The following is a 15,817-nucleotide window of genomic DNA, read 5'->3' as shown; positions in this document are numbered from 1 at the left end:
CGGAGACTGGTCGTCTTATTGGTCATTGTTCGCATCGTCATCTCCATCGTCGTTCTCGGTGGGATCGTAGAAGCTTTTGGCGCAAGTTTTGTCTGCGGTCGATGGAGGTAGAAGCTTGTGCGCACTGCCACTAATAAGACCCTCGTTTAGCGCTCGCCGTGCCCATTTGCTCACAGTGCCTTTGTTTTTATCCATCATTTCAGAGATGTCCTTTTGGCTGGTCACCCCTTCGCACACATGCTGGATGAACTGCTCATACTCGCTCTCGATGGACAGTTCGCATTTGATGTCCGTGATCCCGCTCACCTTGTCTGTGGTGAAATGCCACAGCAGGTCTGGCAGGGGCTCGCCGGTGTTGCGGCTGGGTTTGGTGAAGTGGCTGACGAATTTCGCGCCGGGGTCGGCTTCCTGGCGGGCGTCGCGGAGTTCGAGGATCCAGGAGCAGGCGTCTTCACGCTTGGTGTGGCCGCGCATGAAGCCGTTTCGCCCGGCGTGGTGGATGACGATGACGGTGATCTTCCGCCGGCGCAGCTCGAGCAGCCAGTGGGAGATCGGCTCGTAGTCCATGCCTTTGTTTTCATCGATCCCGCTGGCCAGGGAGCTGAGGTTGTCCAGGATGAGCACCTGGTAGCCCTGCTGCACGAGGAGATCGGTGATGCGCTGGCGGTCCTCCGCCTCGCCGATGTTCAGGCTGCTGCCGTTGGCATTGAAGAGGTGCTCGTGGTGGAGGTGATGCACGTGGGAGAGATCCAGCCCGTGGGCGCGGTATTGCGTGAGCTGCAGCGCCATCTCGCCATCCACATAGAGGACGGGGATGGGACCCGAGTCTGAGGCGGGGGCGGCGTCAGAAAGGGAGGAGGAGTCAGAGGAAGAGCCAGTGGAAGAGGAGGCGGAAATAGATGGCGCGGTGCCCGCACCGGTGCCGGAACCAGCCTGCCAGAGGCCGAGCGGTCGGCGGCTGGAAATGGCGCCGGGCAGGGCCATGGCCATCCAGGTCTTGCCCACGCCGCGCGGGGCGAAGATGTAGCCCAGATCTCCCTGGCACAGCCAGCGGTCCAGCAGCGCGGGCCGTGGCGGAATGACCAGCGCCGCAAGCTGCTGCGCCGTGAGGACAAACTGCGCCAGCGGCGGCCGTGGTTGCGCCTGTGTTTGTACCAAGGCATGCGGCTGAGCTGGTGCGTGGCCGCCGTGGGCAGGGACGCCACTGGCTGTGCTGCTGCTGGTGCCACTGCTGATCGTTGTGCCGTCAAAGCCCTGCGCTGGCGCAGCGGGCGCGCCCGTGGTGCTTTGCGTGTGGGACTGGTCGCGGGCCTGCATGCGCTCGTAGTTTTCGAGCTCTTCGCGGGTGGGGATGAAGGGTGTGATGGTGGGCATGGTGGTGTCGTGGTTTGGGTTGTATGGTAGGTTGTGGTAGCGTTGAGAAATGGGGGGCGGTTGTTTGCGGTGGTTGGCGGTTGTTTGGAGAATGCTGGAGCGCTGTGCGAGAGTGGCGCGTCTGGATTCCGAACCTAAGGGAGGAAGAGGAGGAGTAGGAGGAAGAGAGGATTGGCAGCGGAGGAGGATGGGCAGCGGAGGACTCAATAGGGTGGATCCACCTCGAGATCCGGCTTGGGCATGAGGCTCTCGCGGAGTTTGAGCATGGAGGCTTCATCCAGCCCTGCGGTGCAGTCGTTGAGGTCCTTGATGGGTTTGCCGTCGGTGCGGTGCAGGTCGGTGAATTCATAGATGTCCACCGTGCAGCCCGCACCGTGCAGCTGCGCGGCCCAGACGCGGGCGCTTTGCACACCGCCGCCGTCGGCATCGGCATGCGGGTAGATGCGCACGCGGCGGCCGCGCATGAGCTTCAGCGCCTCGGCATCCATGCGCGTGCCGGCGCTGCGGCCCAGCATGGCCACGGGCAGCACGTCCCAGCGCTCCAGCTCGTGGGCAAAGTGCAGCGCGGCCAGGTAGTCCGGCCCGCCTTCCACCAGCAGCAGCGTCTTGAAGCTGGGCACGCGCCGCAGCACCGCCGCGCCCACGGGCCAGTTTTTGCGGGAGCCGCGCAGCGTGTGCGCCTTCCGGCTGCCCAGCGTGCCGCATTCCGGAAAGGGCTGCCCGTCCAGCCGCCGCGCCTCGGCGATGCGGCCCTCGGCATCCACGATGACCCAGCAGCGGAAGCCTTTGACGATGGCAAACGTGAGCGTGCGCAGCGCCAGCGCGAGCGAGACGGCCTCCGGTGTGATGTGCCGCGACTCCGCCACGAGCTGCCGGTCATTTTCCGTGCCATGCTGCAAGGGCACGTGGATGCCCTCCGGCTGCACCGGTGGCACCGCCGCCACAGCCTGCGCCATGTGCTCCGGTGAAGCCGTGGGCGCAGTGGGGGAATCCGTGGGCGTGGTGGGGGGATGTGCGGGCGCTGGGTGCGGGACGTGGAAGGTGCCGCTCCTGGCGGGGGCATGAGGCGCGGCGGGAGTGCGGGGTGCGGGCGCGGCGGGGGCTTGTGCGCTTTTGGTTTTTGCCGGGCGGCTGGAGGGCGCTTCGAGTGGCACGCCGGCCAGGTCGAGAAACAGCTTCAGCGCTTTCTTGATGTCCAGCTGCTTCGCAGTGGCGATGAAGTCGATGACATCGCCCCCCTCGCCCGTGGAGTGGTCCTTCCACATCCGCCCGCCATTGTAAATGGAGAACGAGGGTTTCCTGTCCTCTCGGAGGGGCGAGCGGCAGCGTTTTGCCGGCACGCCCTGCAGCCCCAGCATCTGCCACACCTCCGGGATGAGCAGGCGCTCCTTCAGGGCTGGTATGTCGTGCTTTTTCATGCTGGGACGGGTTTCGCGTGTTGTGGTCATAAAGGGGCGGGGGGGAGTTGACGGTTGTTTACAGTGGTTGACGGTGGTTGACGGTGGTTGACGGTGGTTGACGGTGGTTGACGGTGGTTGACGGTGGTTGACGGTGGTTTGCCGGAGGCTGGGGCGTTCTCGCTCACGGCGTGTGACCTGCGGGTGGCGTGGGCAGGGCGGGGCTTTTGGGCGTCTTCCTCTTCCTCCTGCTCCCTTGGTTTGGAAGTCGTGCGGCGGATCGCGCTCGAGTGCTCCCGGAATAAGGGAGGAGGAGTAGGAGGGGCTGAAGGGCGTGGCGGTGGCGAGCGTGGTATAAACTAGCTCTATATGGTATCAATAGGTCGCGGTCGCCCCATGATCCCCGCCCTCGATGCTGGGAGCGGCGCAGGAAGAAGAAGAGGAGGAGCAGGGCTGCCCATGAGCCCGCAGCGCCTGCCGCACGCCCTCCAGCTCATACCTTCGCACGCGGCCCACGCACACGGAGGGGATGATGCGGCGCTGATTCCAGGTGGTGAGCGTCCGGCGGCTCACGCCCAGCGCCACCGCGAGCTGGGCCGGGGAAAGAAACACCGGGGCCGCAGGTGCAGGCATTGGCGCGGGCGATGCCGGTGAAGGTGCCGCCTCAGCCCCAGAGGGCGGCAGCAGCGGGGGCGTCGTGGAGGCGGCGGTGGAGCCGTTCCCGGCAGCGGGGCCGGGCAGGGGTGGAGCATGCAGCTCGGGGATCGAGTTCAGTGTCATGGGTGGAAAGAGCAGGTTCTGGTATCCATCCCGGACGGCTCGCAGAGGGTTGGGCTCTGCAATCCGTTCGTGATGATAATTTACTTGGGTCCGTTTTTGGAATGTCAACGAACATTTGGAAATAAAGCGCAAACAGGGGCATGCGAGGGAAGGTGATTATCACTCGCCGGTAGTTTCTGGTATGCGGGCATGGGGTCGCGCGGCGTGTGATCACCTGCGGGCGTGTTTTTTTGAAGGACGAGCCTTCGTGGGGGGCTTCAGCTGATGGTCTCGTTGATGCCGCAGGAACGCGGGAGCGTCCTGGAGTGCTCCAGTCCTCCCGAGTAACTCAATGCGGGGAGGCGCGGGGATGTAGCGCGGTATTCCGATACCGCGACGGTGCCGACTCGGTATCGTAATACCGAGCCACATCCCCCTGGCCACACGCTGTGAGCAGGTTTCCTACAGCGTGAGACCTGAGAGTTAATCTCTGTTCCACAATCAAGCCGCCTTGAGTTCCGGTGCTCTGGAGCTTTCCGCAGGCCAGGGGACGTTCGAAAGCGGCGCTGAAGCGCGCGCACTCCGGGGACGCTGCCGCGCATGCGTGAGCGCTGCGGGCGCTTTCATCGTGGAGAGGGCGCTGGGCGGGCATCCGGCGGGACGCCGGATGCAGCACGCAGGACGTGTGCGCTTCAGGTCTGATGCAGCACGCTGGACGTAGGCGCTTCAGCGCTGCTCTTTCCCCGCCTTGTCCTCGGCTTCGGCTTTTTCAAAGAGCTGCCGGATCTTCGCGCGGCGCTCTTCCTCGGGGGCGTTGCGGAACTTTTCATCGATGAAGGTTTCCCTCATGGAGTCGCGAAATTTCTCCCTCGCTTTCTCGGAGAGGCTTTCGAAGCGGCGCCGGTCTTCATCGGTCGGGCCATGGCGCGATTCGGGGGAAGGACGTTTGGTTTCGGGAAGGGGGGCTGCGGCGGGCGGCGCGGGGGTGGCATGGGTTTCAGCGGCCTTCCTGCCCGGTGTCGCCTTGTCCTCGGCTTTGATCTTCTCGAAGAGCTTCTTGATCGTCTCGCGGCGCTCCTCTGTGGGCGCATTGCGGAATTTTTCGTCGCGGAAGGTTTCCGTCATGGCTTCGCGAAATCGTTCCTTGGCGTCGTCAGAGAGGGCTTCGTAGTCTTTGCGGCCCTCCGCGCTCTCTGCCTCGCGCTCGGCGTCTGAAAGGGGGAGGCGCTCGCGGCGCGGGCCTTCGGCGGGCTGCGCGGCGGCGTCTTCGGCGGCCCCGCGCGGATTTTTCCGCGGCTGCGGCCTGGGCGCGGGCGGTGTTTCCGTGGGCGTGATGGAGATGGCGTACGCGATACCAGAAACTGTCATGACCTCGTAGTCCTGTCCGGGCTTGAGCAGGAGCATGCCGGTGGCGCCGGTGTGCTTGTAGGCATGCGTGCTCCACACCGCAGGCCCTCCCGGCACGCCCATGGTCTGCATGGGCACGGCCACTTCGGCCCGCATGACGTAGCTCAGCTTCAGCGTGCCGCCTTCCTGCTCTGTCAGCGCGCCGCGCACGGAGAGGGTGGCGCCGGTGGGCTCGTCGCTGCTGCGTTTGTCCATGGCGCCGTTCATTTGAAATGCGGAGGCGCAGGTCAGCGTCATCAGCTCGCCCAGCCGGGTGCCGTTCTGCGTGGCGGTGATGACGATGCGGTAGTTCACGCTCAGCATGGCGTTTTCCAGTTTCTCCTCCTCCGCAGAGCCGGGCGCACGGAGCACATCCACGGGGGACTGCTTGAAGGGAGGCGCAGAAGTGAAGCCTCCCCGGTTGGCCTTCGCCGCCTCCTCACGGGGCTGGGTGAAGCCGCCCTGCGCAAGAGCCTGAAGCGTGCCGCCGCACATGGCGATGGCAAGTAGCGCGAATGGAGAGAGTTTCATGGGAGTGAGTGCGAAAGAGGTGGAATGCGATGTGCGATGGGATGCGATGTGCAATGCGTGGTGAGGGAGCGTGCCGCCTCAAGGCGTGTGGCGGCAAAGGGATGCCGTGCGAATGAGGGAAGCGCACCCGCGCAGGGGCGCGCCGCATGCTTCATTTCAGCGGCTCGGGGACAAGCGTCAGCGAATAGACCACGCCTGCCATCGTCACGAGTTCATAGGTGCTGCCGGGCTTCATCCGCAGCGCACCGCTGGAAGCCGAGTCGCGGTATGAGATGAGGCTGGTGGAAGCCGCGCGCGGAGGCTCCGGTTTGGCGCTGGCATTTTCATTCGCATTGGCATCGGCAGCCGCCTTGGCATCGGGCTCCGCGCGTTTCGCGGAGGCTCCCATGGCAGACGTCATCGTCTTGGAGACCACGGGAGTGCTGAGGCCAAAGGTGTAGTTCAGCAGCAGCGCACCGCCTTCCTCCTCCGTCAGCGTGCCGCGGAGCGAGAGCATCGCTGCGGGCAGGGCCTCATCGGCAGGCTTGTCCAGCATGCCCGAGGCATCGATGGTCCTGGCACAGGTGAGGAGGGAGATCTGGCCCAGCGCCTTCTCGCCGGATTTCGCCGCCAGCGTCAGCCGGTAGTTGGTGCTCAGCGTCGCTGCCGAGACCGGCGCGGCCGCGGGAGGCTCGCCAGGCACTCTGAGTCTCGACTGAGCGTGTGCCGCAGGCAGGCCGGCGGCCAGCAGGAGTGCGGCGAAAGAGAGGAGGCGGAGGCGGGAGAGAGGCTTCATGATCTGCGGGAGTGAGAGGTGCGGAGTTCGTGGTGGGAGCGGATGTGCGATGGGATTTGTGCGGTGTGCGAGGCGTCAATCAAAGGTCGCTCAGAAAAATACGGAACACGTGCGCGTGGCGAGGGGGACCCCCGGGCAGTGCAGGTTGAATTTCGGAGCAGCATTTCGGTTTAACGGAAACTTTGCAATCCTATTCAGCGGAAGGCGGGGTTTCTTGGTGGTGACCGGGGTCGAGAGACTTTTATGCAGGGACCGTGACCCTTCCGGCTGCTTTGGAAACCTCTGTGAGGCAAAAGAGCGCCTCAGGTCTTTATCCGACAGCCGATGACATGGTGGCTGGAGGAGCGGCTTCGGCGAAGATGGACGAGGGCCTTTTAGGCACGCTGGCGCAGGAGCGCAAAAGGCTGCACGAAGGCCAGGTGGGAGCGATAAGAGAAGAGAGCTGTCGAGGCATGCGGCGCTGACTTTTAACTTTATTGAGAGTTGCGCCATAGGGTGAAAAAAACAAATCGCCGGAGAAGACTCAAAATGCCCTGGGCATGGGCTCCTGGAAGGAGCCAGGAAGATAGCCGGTGGTGAAGCGAAACCGCGAAGCGGTGCAGCGTGAACCACCGGACCGGAGCAGCGCGCCGCATCCCATGAAGGTCGCATGCCGGAGGTATGCGACCTCCTGACACCCAGCGTGGACGTGGAGACGTGGAGTCTGCGCACAGCTCTCGCATGCCTTCAGCATGCGGCCCTGGGCCAAAATTCATCTTTCACCTGTTCCGGTGGTTCTCGCTCGCCAAGCCTCGCTTCACTAACGGCTATCTTCCTGGCTCCTTCCATGAGCAGCTGCAAAGCCGCCCTGGAAACAGTTCAGCCACTCAGCGCCGAAGGACGTCACCCTATTACGCAAGACTCAATAAACCTGAAACTTGAAACAACGCGCTGTGATCGAGCAGGACACGAGCAGGATTAGCCGGGCACCGCAGTCACCATTTGAGTCCTTGACTAATGCTTTGGCTCTTCACTCCTTGTGAATCCCCAATGGCCCTCAAAGCAATCATCTACAAAGCCAAGGTCTCCTTCTCGGACCTGGACCGCAATGTGTACGCAGACCACGAGCTCACCCTCGCGCGGCACCCCTCCGAGACGGAGGAGCGCATGATGATCCGCCTGCTGGCCTTTGTGCTCAATGCGCCGGAAACGAACGACCTCGGCCTGCTCGAATTTGGCAAGGACATGTGGGAGGCGGACGAGCCCGCGCTGAGCCAGCACGATCTCACCGGCCTGCTCATGCACTGGATCGAGCTGGGCCAGCCGGATGAAAAGAAGCTCGTGCGCCTGTGCGGCCGCTCCAAGAAAGTCAGCGTGTACAGCTTTGCCACCACCGCCGCCACGTGGTGGGCCGGGCTTGCCGGGAAATTCACCCGCGTGAACAATCTCCACGTGTGGCAGATCCCCGCTGCGGAGAGCCAGGAGCTGGCGAAGCTCGCGGACCGCTCCATGGACCTCACGATCACGCTGCAGGAAGGCGTTCTGTTTGTCGGGGAAGGGGACCGCACGGTGGAGATCAAGATGGTGAAGCTGTGCGGTGGGGAGTAGGGGAGGGGGCGTTTGCGGTTGTTGGCGGTGGTTTGCTGTTGCTGGCAATGGTTTGGCGGAAGTCGGCATTGAAAAGGCAGTGGATGGCGTGGAGGCTTGTGTAAGCGTTCACTGGAGCATGCTGAACTGCATGGTATCAAATAGCACGGAATAGCAGGAGGGGGCATGGCGTGGAGGCGGGAAGTGGAGAATCCTGAATCGCTTTTGCCTGCGGTAATCCCCGTGAAGTCGTCACACGCCTAGGTTCTCAGCCCATGCAAGCTCGGGCCGGAATCCCCTGTCGCTGTTTGAATGGTTTTGAATCATACCGCTGCTCGCTGCGTCTCAATCAGCGACGTTCGAATTTGCGAACGCACCCAAAAAAACAGAAACCCTCAACCCCTCACTGAACATGAAAACCATTCTCCCCATCGCCATTGCCGCCGTGCTCGGCACAGTTGCCCTTCCCAGCAATGCCAGCGCCGCATGGCCCTTCCGTCCGCGTGTGAACGAAGTGAACGGCCGGCTGAACAACGAGCAGCGACGCATCAACAACGGCGTCGCCACCGGCAGGCTCAGCGCGGCACAGGCCAGCCGACTGGAACGCGGCGAGCAGCACATCCAGCGTCAGGAATCGCGCGACCTCGCCCGGCACGGTGGTCACCTGACCGGACGTGAGCAGATGCGCCTCAATCGCGAGGAAAACCATCTGTCCCGCGGCATCAACCGCACGGAGCACCACAACATCTTCCATCGCTGGTTCCATCGCTGATCGGAACGGTTGATGCAGGCGAAGAAAGCCTGGGTCACTCACTGCCCCAAGCGCGGCATCTTCACGGATGCCGCGCTTTTTTATGACGGGCGGCCGATTCCAAACAAGCGATTACGCCAGCGCCCGTTGCGCTTTGTTCTGCGGGCGTGCCTCCATTCGTACATATTGCCTGAAGAGATCTTCAGCCTGGCGCTGCGGGTCTGTGGTCAGCAGTGTCCTTGTTTCACCAAAACGGAAAGTGGACTCGCGGGGACGCACCGCTTCATTGAATGCAAGCTGGCAGGTTTTGGGATCGCGGATCATGGCCTTCACCCGCATCATTTCCTGGTGCATGGCTGCGGCACCGGCGGCAAATGCCTGCTCGTTTTGATCAGGAAAAAGCGCCTTCATGCGTCCGGTCATCTGTGGTTCCACGCGGAAATCAAACAGGCATGGCTGCAGGCAGTTCACCACCACGCCCACATTTACAAACTCGCCCGTCTCCGGGTAGGGCAGGAAGCGGAGCACGGCGTAGTTGCAGGCGGCTTGGGGTTGATTCATGGCAGTTTCCAAAAGTGCTCCGGTGCTGTGAAGGGCAGGTTTAGTACGGACAATACACGAGCCATGTCCAGTTGCACAGGCAGACTTTCATCCCCGTCAAGGTGCAGCCACTCGGGAGGCAGTTGCGCAAACAGCTCCGGAAGCCGTTCGACACCCTCACGCAGTCGTGGCTCCATCGTTTCACGAAATCCGTCCGGCCACCGTGTCAGCATGTTTCCAAACACATGGGCGTCAAAAAAACGCGACCGGTCAAAGTGGTCGTCAAAGGCCAGGTTGAAATCGTAGGCCCACAGCATCTCGCGTCTCGCAATGTCCTTCCAAAGGGCGCTTTCTTCGTCCCAGTCTGGCAGTGGTGGAATCTGGGCCACCAGCAGGTTTGGGTTGCCGCCCTTGGCGGATAAACTACGGTCCTCGTTGTGGAGCCACAGATCGGTCAACAGCAGGGCCGCCATCGTCTCAGCCGGCCAGTCTTGTGCCGAAGACCACGATAGCTCCTGGGCTCCGTCCACCCGGCAGGAGGCGAACACCGTGCCCGCACCCAGTTCGCCAATGTCTTTGCGTGCACTGGTCTCAATCAACGCTCGTGGCACCTGTGCCATTTCGATGACCGGCACTCCGATCGACGGCACGCCTCCGGGTAGATCGTCAAGAACAGCCTTGGCCAGCCATCCCGCCACCCATTCACAGCACAGGGAGCGCTTCCCCGCGTAAGCACCTTTCACGTAGCACGTATTCCAGCGATTGAGCTGGCAGAGAAATGGTCTCGTCATGCCCTGCTCGGAGCGGCCCAGAACGGCTGTGATGGTGTTGTTGGGGTTCATCTGAGATTCGTGCAATGCTTCGCCGATGGCGCGGCCAGCAGTCCCGCGAGAGGCCTGTCTGCCAGCCCCGTGAGATGGTCGCAATCAAAGCGTCTGGGTCTTTCCATGGCAAGAGGTTCCACAGCTGCTTCTTCATTGACTCTCCCATCCCCCTTCCGCTAGAACATCGCGCATGAAATCACGCGCCCCGGTCTGGTTCGCTCTTGCCGCTGCAGTCTCCTTCCTCGCCAGTTGCGCGCCCATCCGCACGGTGACGGTCTCGACGCATCAGGCGCGCACCACTTTGCTGAACAACACCGTGGACTTCGGGTGGGATGGCGGCGGTGTGCGTCCGGATCTGCTGCGCAGCATGGGCGTGGAGCTCATGATTCATCGGGCCACCCGTGGCAGCAGCAAGAGCGATGTGGACTTCTCCCGGCGGGAGCACGCGGCGCGTGTGGCCGGGCTGAAGTGGGGTGCGTATCATTACGTGAACCGCGCAGGGAATCTGCAGGCGCAGATCGAGCGCTTTGTGCGCACCGTGGCCGCGACGGCGCATCGCAATGGCACCGCGGGGCATCCGGTGATGATGGTGCTGGACAATGAAGGCGGCGACCGCGTCTCCTGGCGGCAGATCGCCGCGTCGGCGCAGCAGGTGCGGGCGCACACCGGCGTGTGGCCGCTGCTGTATTGCAGTGTGCCACTTCCTGGTATGCCGGGTTTTGCCCAGCAGGAGCGCGAGCTGGAGGCGCTGACCGCCGGGGAGCGCCAGGTGCTCAGGGAGTGCGGCCTGTGGATTCCGCGCTACGGCGAGCAGTCCGCGCACCACATGACCTTCAGCGTGCCGCGCGTGTTTGGTACGTGGACCTTCTGGCAGTACTGCGGAGACATCGCCGGGCATCCGAAGACCGCGCTGCTCGGCCCCGAGTTCACCGGAAATGTGGGCGGAGCCTACACCCGCAGCGGTGGCCGCGTGACCCTGCGCCACTTCTGCGACCGCAGCTTCTTCAATGGATCACGCGGCGCGTTTGAGAAGTTTTTCCGCGAGCATGCCTCGCCGGTGGGGGCGTGGAGGTGAGGGGCTTCATTACGTTGCTTGCGCGTTCTCTTTTGTTCCAAAGATCGAGTAGTCTCCTTCTTGGGCGAACGGTGTTCGGTAGGTTACCGCGCCATCAGCGATCAGATACGGAAACAGGACCTCAACGGAATAGTGGCCTTTGTGATCAAGGTTTACCTGAATCGCATCCACTTTCTCCGTTTCATTGGGCGGACGAATCAGAACATCAAAAACGATGGCGCAGGCTTCTATCTCCTGATTCGCTGCTTGAGCCTGAAATTCTTTTCTCAGGATTTTCACCAACGTAGTTGGGGTTGGGTGATCGGTGTCTTCCTCCCGAGCGCCGACATGCACGATGCTGCCGTCGAGTTTTGTGATGCCGCCGTAGGGATAAAATTCGCCATTCTCTGCCAGCATTCGCTTTGCGAGAGGCAGAACTTCACGCATGAGGACTTCACACCCTCCTTTGGCGGTTGCTGCATTCACATCATTAGAAATGAGGGGCCATTGCGCGCTCGTTTTACGGTTTACTCCAAACGCCCGTGCCAGTAACCCGGCTCGCGATTGAGATGCATGACTGCCACCAGATGGAGACCTCTCTCTTCGATGCGATAAAGAATCGCATAGGGGAATCGTTCCACCCGGACCTTGCGCACTTCGCCTTTAAATCGGCGGTGCAAGAGTGGGGCGTTCCGCAGTCGTACGAGGGCTGCTTCCATGGCAGCACCAAATCGTCCGCCGAGTTCGCCATCGATATGGCCGTAGTAGCTGGCGGCTTCGAGCAGTTCCAGTCTGGCACTGTCGTTCCAGACCAGGTTCATGCTGCCTGCTTCTTCGACTGAATGTCCGCAAGCAGCGCCCGCATTTCGTCCATGACTTCCTCGTGAGGAATGGTGCGCATGGTGCCGTTGCGCACGGCCTCGATGCGGCGGTCGAGTTCTTGACGCCAGGCATCGCTGATCTCGATTTCGTCATCCGCTTCGTCCAGGCTTTCGATCAGGCGTGTCGCCAGGCGTGAGCGGTCCTGCAAAGGCAGGTTCATCGAGCTTTCCAACAGTTGATCGTAAGGGAGGACAGCACTCATGCACGGACACTAGAGGATGGCGGCGCCGATTTCAACCGGGATACGGTGCGTGGCCCTCTCACCCACCAGGAAGTTTACAGCCCACCCCCGCATTTCCCCCGAGAGAATGCTTGCCAAAAGCCCGCCGCAGCGTCGTATCTTGCGCTTCTCTTTTTATGACCTCCCGCCTTGCCCTGATTCTCGCTGGTTTGACCGGCCTCGCCGTGCATGCTCATGCCTCGCAGCCGACTTCGCTGGCCGATCTGCCGGATGCGAACCCTGATGCGGAGCTGAAGGCCTTTGTGGTGCCGGAGGGCTTTGAGGTGAATCTTTTTGCCTCCGAGCCGATGATCCAGAAGCCGGTGCAGATGAACTGGGACGCGCAGGGCCGCCTGTGGGTCGTCACCAGCACCACCTATCCGCACATCAAGCCCGGCGAGGAGGCGAAGGACCAGGTCGTCGTGCTCGAGGACACCGACGGCGACGGCAAGGCGGACAAATCCACCACCTTTGCCGAGGGGCTGCACATCCCCACCGCCCTCGCCCCCGGAGATGGCGGTCTGTATGTGGCCAATTCCACCGAGGTGCTCTTTTTAAAGGACACGAACGGCGACCTCAAAGAGGACGAGCGCACCGTCATGCTCAGCGGCTTTGGCACGGAGGACACCCACCACCTGCTGCACACCTTCCGCTGGGGTCCGGAGGGCATGCTGTACTTCCTGCAGTCCATCTACATTCACACCCACATGGAGACGCCCCATGGCGTGCGCCGCCTCATGGGCGGTGGCGTGTGGGAGTTCCGCCCCGAGACGCGCCGGGCGGAAATCATCAGCAAGGGGCTCATCAACCCCTGGGGCTTTGAGTTCGACCGCTGGGGCCAGAGCTTCGCCTGCGATGGCGCGGGCGGCGAAGGGGTCAATTTCATCTTCCCCGGCTCCGTCTTTGCCACCTCCCCGGGGGCCAAGCGCATCCTCCACGGCCTCAGCCCCGGCCAGCCCAAGCAGTGCGGCCTGGAAATCATCGAAGACCCCCACTTCCCCGCCGACTGGCAGGGCACCTTTGTTTTGAATGACTTCCGCGGCAACCGCGTGAACCGCTTCCAGCTCACCCCCAGCGGCAGCAGCTACATCGCCAAGCAGCTCCCGGACCTGCTCGCCTCCACCCACCGCGCCTTCCGCCCTATCGATGTGAAAATGGGACCCGATGGCGCTCTCTACATTGCAGACTGGTACAATCCCATCATCCAGCACGGCGAGGTGGACTTCCGCGACCAGCGCCGCGACCACCAGCATGGCCGCATCTGGCGCGTCTCCGCCAAGGGCCGCCCGCTCAGCCCCAAGCCCCAGATCGCCGGTGCCAAAACCGCCGACCTGCTGGAAATGCTGAAGTCCGACCGCAACTACGTGCGTCGTTTTGCCAAACGCGAACTGCGGGACCAGGGCGCTTCCAAGGTGACCCTGGCGCTGGACGAGTGGGCTGCCAAGCTGGACACGAGCAAGGAGGCCGACACTCACGCCCTGCTTGAGGCCGCCTGGGCGCGGGAAGGCACCAATTCCTTCTCGCCGGCCATCTGGCGCCGCCTGTGGGAAAATCCGGACTACCGCGTCCGCGCCGCCGCCCTCCGTATCCTCAGCCATCGCTGGAAGGAATACCCTGAGTCCATGAAGGTGCTGGAAAAGGCCGTGGCCGACGAAAACGCTCAAGTCCGCCTCTGGGCGCTGGCCGTGCTGGCAGACATGCGCAAGCCTGGAGCTATCAGCCTCGCGCTCAAGGTTTTAGACCACCCGATGGACGAGTCCCTGGACTTCCTTCTGGAGCAGACCTGCCGCGAGCAGGCGGACATCTGGATGCCCGCCGTGGTCAGCGGCAAGTTCAAGCTCGACGAACGCCCCAAGCACCTCGTCTATGCCATGAAGAGCACGGGTCGCAGCGATGCCCTGCCGCCCCTCTTTGCCGCCCTCAAAGGTGGAAAACTGAGCCAGGATGACGCAGATGCCGTGCTTGGCATGGCTGGCACCGCCGCAGACGCCGCCCAAGCCCGCCTCATGGCAGACATGGTCAATGACGCCGCTCTCGCCCCCTATTACATCGGCTTGCAGGACGCCCTGGTGAAGGCCGCGACCGATCGCAAAGTCATCCCGGAAGGGGCCATGGAGACCGTCATGGCCTGGTTTGACCGCCCCGAGCCCCATGTGGTGCACCGCGCCGCCATCCTGGCCGGACTGTGGAAGGTGGAACCCGCCCGCGACAAGCTGGTCGCCCTGCTCACCGACGCCAAGACCCTTCCCCCCATCCGCGATGGCGCCATGCGCGGCCTCACCGCTCTCGGCGGGGTGAAATCCCGCGACCTCTTTGACAAGCTCTTCGTGGAATCCCAGGACGCCGGCCTGCGCGCCCTCATGATCGACGGCCTCACCAGCGTCGGCCCGCAGCTTGCTGCCAAGCGCGCCGTGGAGTTCCTCGCCAAGGCAGACGTGGACGCCGCCAAGCCTATCCTGGCCGTTTTCCTCAAAAACAAGCAGCTCCCCGCCGTGCTGGCCAAGGAGCTGGAAGGCAGGACGATTCTTGACTCCGTCGCCGTGGAAGGCATCCGCATGGTCACCTCCCGTGGCATCCAGGGGCCGCTGGCAGACGCGCTGAAAAAAGCCGGTGGAGTGAAGCAGATGGACCGCCCTCTGACCGCTGAAGAAATGAGCGCCCTCGTGGCCAAGGTGAAGACCCAGGGAGACCCCGCCCGTGGGGAGGCCGTGTACCGCCGCCAGCAGCTTCTCTGCACCACCTGCCACGCCATTGGCGAATCCGGCGGCGTGCTGGGGCCAAACCTCGTCAGCATCGGCGCCAGCGCCCCGGTGGACTACCTCATCGAAAGCCTGCTGGAGCCCAGCAAGAAAATCAAAGAAGGCTACCACATGGTCATCATCAGCAAGAAGGACGGCGGAGTCGTCTCCGGCGGCCTTGTGAACGACGGCGCTGAGGAGTTGACGATTCGTGACCCCGCCAACCAGATCATCAAGGTGGCCAAGTCCGCCATCGCCAGCCGCCAGATGAGCCCCGTGAGCATGATGCCCCCCGGCATGACCGCCAGCCTGCGCGAGGACGAATTTGTGGATTTGGTGCGCTTCCTCTCCGAACTCGGCCGGGAAGGGGCCTACAAGACCCAGCCGAACCGCTACGTCCGCACCTGGAAGGCCATGGGCAAGATGGAGCAGAAGGATGTCGATCATGTGCGCCATGTTGGCAGTTTCGCCCTGAACGATGAGAAATACGCCTACCCATGGCAGATCGCGCTCAGCCAGGTCAATGGCGACCTCCCGCTGGCCGATTTACCCGCTGCGCAAAAGATGTATCCGTGGTTCCCGAAAATTGTTCAGTTTGGGTTAAAGCTGGACAGCGGCGGAAAGATAAAGCTTGGCTTTAGCGCCGTGAAAGGGATTGTGGTGGCGGTGGACGGAGCCGAGCTTAAGGAATTGAACGCACAACAAGAACTCGATCTCAGCGCTGGAACACACAGAATCAGTGTGTTAGTCACCCGCGAGGCTGCAGATTTGAGCGCATTACGCGTGGAAATCCTAGATGGCGCAGCGGTGGCGGTCCCGTGAGGGTTTGCAAAGCTAAAAAGTGGTAAAGCCGATGTATTTGCATTGACGTAACAGAAGCATTTTCGCTATTCTGAACGCTGGCCCAAAATCCGTGTCATAAACCCGACGCGTATTCACGTCCCAACCATTGCATTGCCTGTTCATGAGAAACCCATCCAACCAGCTGACCCAAGACGAAACGCTCGTGGGGTCGAACGA

Annotated in this window: 14 protein-coding genes; 4 read left to right on the top strand and 10 right to left on the bottom strand. The window is 62.6% G+C overall.

Going from position 1 to position 15,817, the window contains the following annotated elements; all coding sequences use genetic code 11:
* Positions 1-15: 15 nt before the first annotated feature.
* The 5 genes from ACILSO_RS18180 to ACILSO_RS18160 form a co-directional block, all read right to left on the bottom strand.
* Entirely contained in the window at positions 16-1,374 is a 1,359-nt protein-coding gene (locus tag ACILSO_RS18180) for an AAA family ATPase (RefSeq protein ID WP_395738866.1), read from the bottom strand.
* Between the two features lie 203 nt (positions 1,375-1,577).
* A complete protein-coding gene (locus ACILSO_RS18175; protein WP_395738865.1) occupies positions 1,578-2,792 on the bottom strand; it encodes a CHC2 zinc finger domain-containing protein in 1,215 nt (404 codons plus the stop codon).
* A 354-nt stretch (positions 2,793-3,146) separates the two neighbouring features.
* The gene (locus ACILSO_RS18170; protein ID WP_395738864.1) at positions 3,147-3,551 is read right to left on the bottom strand and encodes a helix-turn-helix domain-containing protein; all 405 of its coding nucleotides are present in this window, start codon (positions 3,549-3,551) and stop codon (positions 3,147-3,149) included.
* Between the two features lie 705 nt (positions 3,552-4,256).
* Entirely contained in the window at positions 4,257-5,447 is a 1,191-nt protein-coding gene (locus ACILSO_RS18165; RefSeq protein ID WP_395738863.1) for a hypothetical protein, read from the bottom strand.
* Positions 5,448-5,598: 151 nt separating this feature from the next.
* Positions 5,599-6,222: a hypothetical protein gene (locus tag ACILSO_RS18160; protein ID WP_395738862.1), complete on the bottom strand. Its 624-nt coding sequence runs from the start codon at positions 6,220-6,222 to the stop codon at positions 5,599-5,601.
* Between the two features lie 1,029 nt (positions 6,223-7,251).
* Between ACILSO_RS18160 and ACILSO_RS18155 the strand changes: the two genes are divergently transcribed.
* Entirely contained in the window at positions 7,252-7,809 is a 558-nt protein-coding gene (locus ACILSO_RS18155; RefSeq protein ID WP_395738861.1) for a YaeQ family protein, read from the top strand.
* Between the two features lie 391 nt (positions 7,810-8,200).
* Entirely contained in the window at positions 8,201-8,560 is a 360-nt protein-coding gene (locus ACILSO_RS18150; protein ID WP_395738860.1) for a hypothetical protein, read from the top strand.
* Between the two features lie 111 nt (positions 8,561-8,671).
* Here ACILSO_RS18150 and ACILSO_RS18145 read toward each other — a convergent pair whose 3' ends face one another.
* Both ACILSO_RS18145 and ACILSO_RS18140 read right to left on the bottom strand, forming a co-directional pair.
* Entirely contained in the window at positions 8,672-9,100 is a 429-nt protein-coding gene (locus ACILSO_RS18145; protein ID WP_395738859.1) for a DUF3037 domain-containing protein, read from the bottom strand.
* A complete protein-coding gene (locus ACILSO_RS18140; protein WP_395738858.1) occupies positions 9,097-9,921 on the bottom strand; it encodes a HipA family kinase in 825 nt (274 codons plus the stop codon). Before ACILSO_RS18140 ends, ACILSO_RS18145 begins: the two co-directional genes overlap by 4 nt.
* Positions 9,922-10,093: 172 nt before the next feature.
* On the opposite strand from ACILSO_RS18140, the gene ACILSO_RS18135 reads away from it, so the two are divergent.
* A complete protein-coding gene (locus ACILSO_RS18135; RefSeq protein ID WP_395738857.1) occupies positions 10,094-10,978 on the top strand; it encodes a GH25 family lysozyme in 885 nt (294 codons plus the stop codon).
* Positions 10,979-10,987: 9 nt separating this feature from the next.
* Here ACILSO_RS18135 and ACILSO_RS18130 read toward each other — a convergent pair whose 3' ends face one another.
* From ACILSO_RS18130 to ACILSO_RS18120, 3 genes are all read right to left on the bottom strand, one after another.
* Positions 10,988-11,404: a hypothetical protein gene (locus ACILSO_RS18130; RefSeq protein ID WP_395738856.1), complete on the bottom strand. Its 417-nt coding sequence runs from the start codon at positions 11,402-11,404 to the stop codon at positions 10,988-10,990.
* Between the two features lie 80 nt (positions 11,405-11,484).
* A complete protein-coding gene (locus ACILSO_RS18125; RefSeq protein WP_395738855.1) occupies positions 11,485-11,778 on the bottom strand; it encodes a type II toxin-antitoxin system RelE/ParE family toxin in 294 nt (97 codons plus the stop codon).
* The gene (locus ACILSO_RS18120) at positions 11,775-12,041 is read right to left on the bottom strand and encodes an addiction module protein (RefSeq protein ID WP_395738854.1); all 267 of its coding nucleotides are present in this window, start codon (positions 12,039-12,041) and stop codon (positions 11,775-11,777) included. The genes ACILSO_RS18125 and ACILSO_RS18120 overlap by 4 nt, the downstream gene beginning before the upstream one ends.
* A gap of 155 nt (positions 12,042-12,196) precedes the next feature.
* Here ACILSO_RS18120 and ACILSO_RS18115 point away from each other — a divergent pair, with 155 nt between their 5' ends.
* The gene (locus ACILSO_RS18115) at positions 12,197-15,619 is read left to right on the top strand and encodes a PVC-type heme-binding CxxCH protein (protein ID WP_395738853.1); all 3,423 of its coding nucleotides are present in this window, start codon (positions 12,197-12,199) and stop codon (positions 15,617-15,619) included.
* Positions 15,620-15,817: the final 198 nt, after the last annotated feature.

The organism is Prosthecobacter sp., assembly GCF_044226605.1.
Classification (GTDB): domain Bacteria; phylum Verrucomicrobiota; class Verrucomicrobiia; order Verrucomicrobiales; family Verrucomicrobiaceae; genus Prosthecobacter.
The sequence above is the reverse complement of the archived record's forward strand: the minus strand, read 5'-3'. Positions and strand labels throughout refer to the sequence as shown.

Bases quoted from the DNA above. Each gene is read 5' to 3' on its own strand.
- ACILSO_RS18180 (WP_395738866.1), bottom strand. From the start codon at position 1,374: ATGCCCACCATCACACCCTTCATCCCCACCCGCGAAGAGCTCGAAAAC.
- ACILSO_RS18175 (WP_395738865.1), bottom strand. From the start codon at position 2,792: ATGAAAAAGCACGACATACCAGCCCTGAAGGAGCGCCTGCTCATCCCG.
- ACILSO_RS18170 (WP_395738864.1), bottom strand. From the start codon at position 3,551: ATGACACTGAACTCGATCCCCGAGCTGCATGCTCCACCCCTGCCCGGC.
- ACILSO_RS18165 (WP_395738863.1), bottom strand. From the start codon at position 5,447: ATGAAACTCTCTCCATTCGCGCTACTTGCCATCGCCATGTGCGGCGGC.
- ACILSO_RS18160 (WP_395738862.1), bottom strand. From the start codon at position 6,222: ATGAAGCCTCTCTCCCGCCTCCGCCTCCTCTCTTTCGCCGCACTCCTG.
- ACILSO_RS18155 (WP_395738861.1), top strand. From the start codon at position 7,252: ATGGCCCTCAAAGCAATCATCTACAAAGCCAAGGTCTCCTTCTCGGAC.
- ACILSO_RS18150 (WP_395738860.1), top strand. From the start codon at position 8,201: ATGAAAACCATTCTCCCCATCGCCATTGCCGCCGTGCTCGGCACAGTT.
- ACILSO_RS18145 (WP_395738859.1), bottom strand. From the start codon at position 9,100: ATGAATCAACCCCAAGCCGCCTGCAACTACGCCGTGCTCCGCTTCCTG.
- ACILSO_RS18140 (WP_395738858.1), bottom strand. From the start codon at position 9,921: ATGAACCCCAACAACACCATCACAGCCGTTCTGGGCCGCTCCGAGCAG.
- ACILSO_RS18135 (WP_395738857.1), top strand. From the start codon at position 10,094: ATGAAATCACGCGCCCCGGTCTGGTTCGCTCTTGCCGCTGCAGTCTCC.
- ACILSO_RS18130 (WP_395738856.1), bottom strand. From the start codon at position 11,404: ATGCGTGAAGTTCTGCCTCTCGCAAAGCGAATGCTGGCAGAGAATGGC.
- ACILSO_RS18125 (WP_395738855.1), bottom strand. From the start codon at position 11,778: ATGAACCTGGTCTGGAACGACAGTGCCAGACTGGAACTGCTCGAAGCC.
- ACILSO_RS18120 (WP_395738854.1), bottom strand. From the start codon at position 12,041: ATGAGTGCTGTCCTCCCTTACGATCAACTGTTGGAAAGCTCGATGAAC.
- ACILSO_RS18115 (WP_395738853.1), top strand. From the start codon at position 12,197: ATGACCTCCCGCCTTGCCCTGATTCTCGCTGGTTTGACCGGCCTCGCC.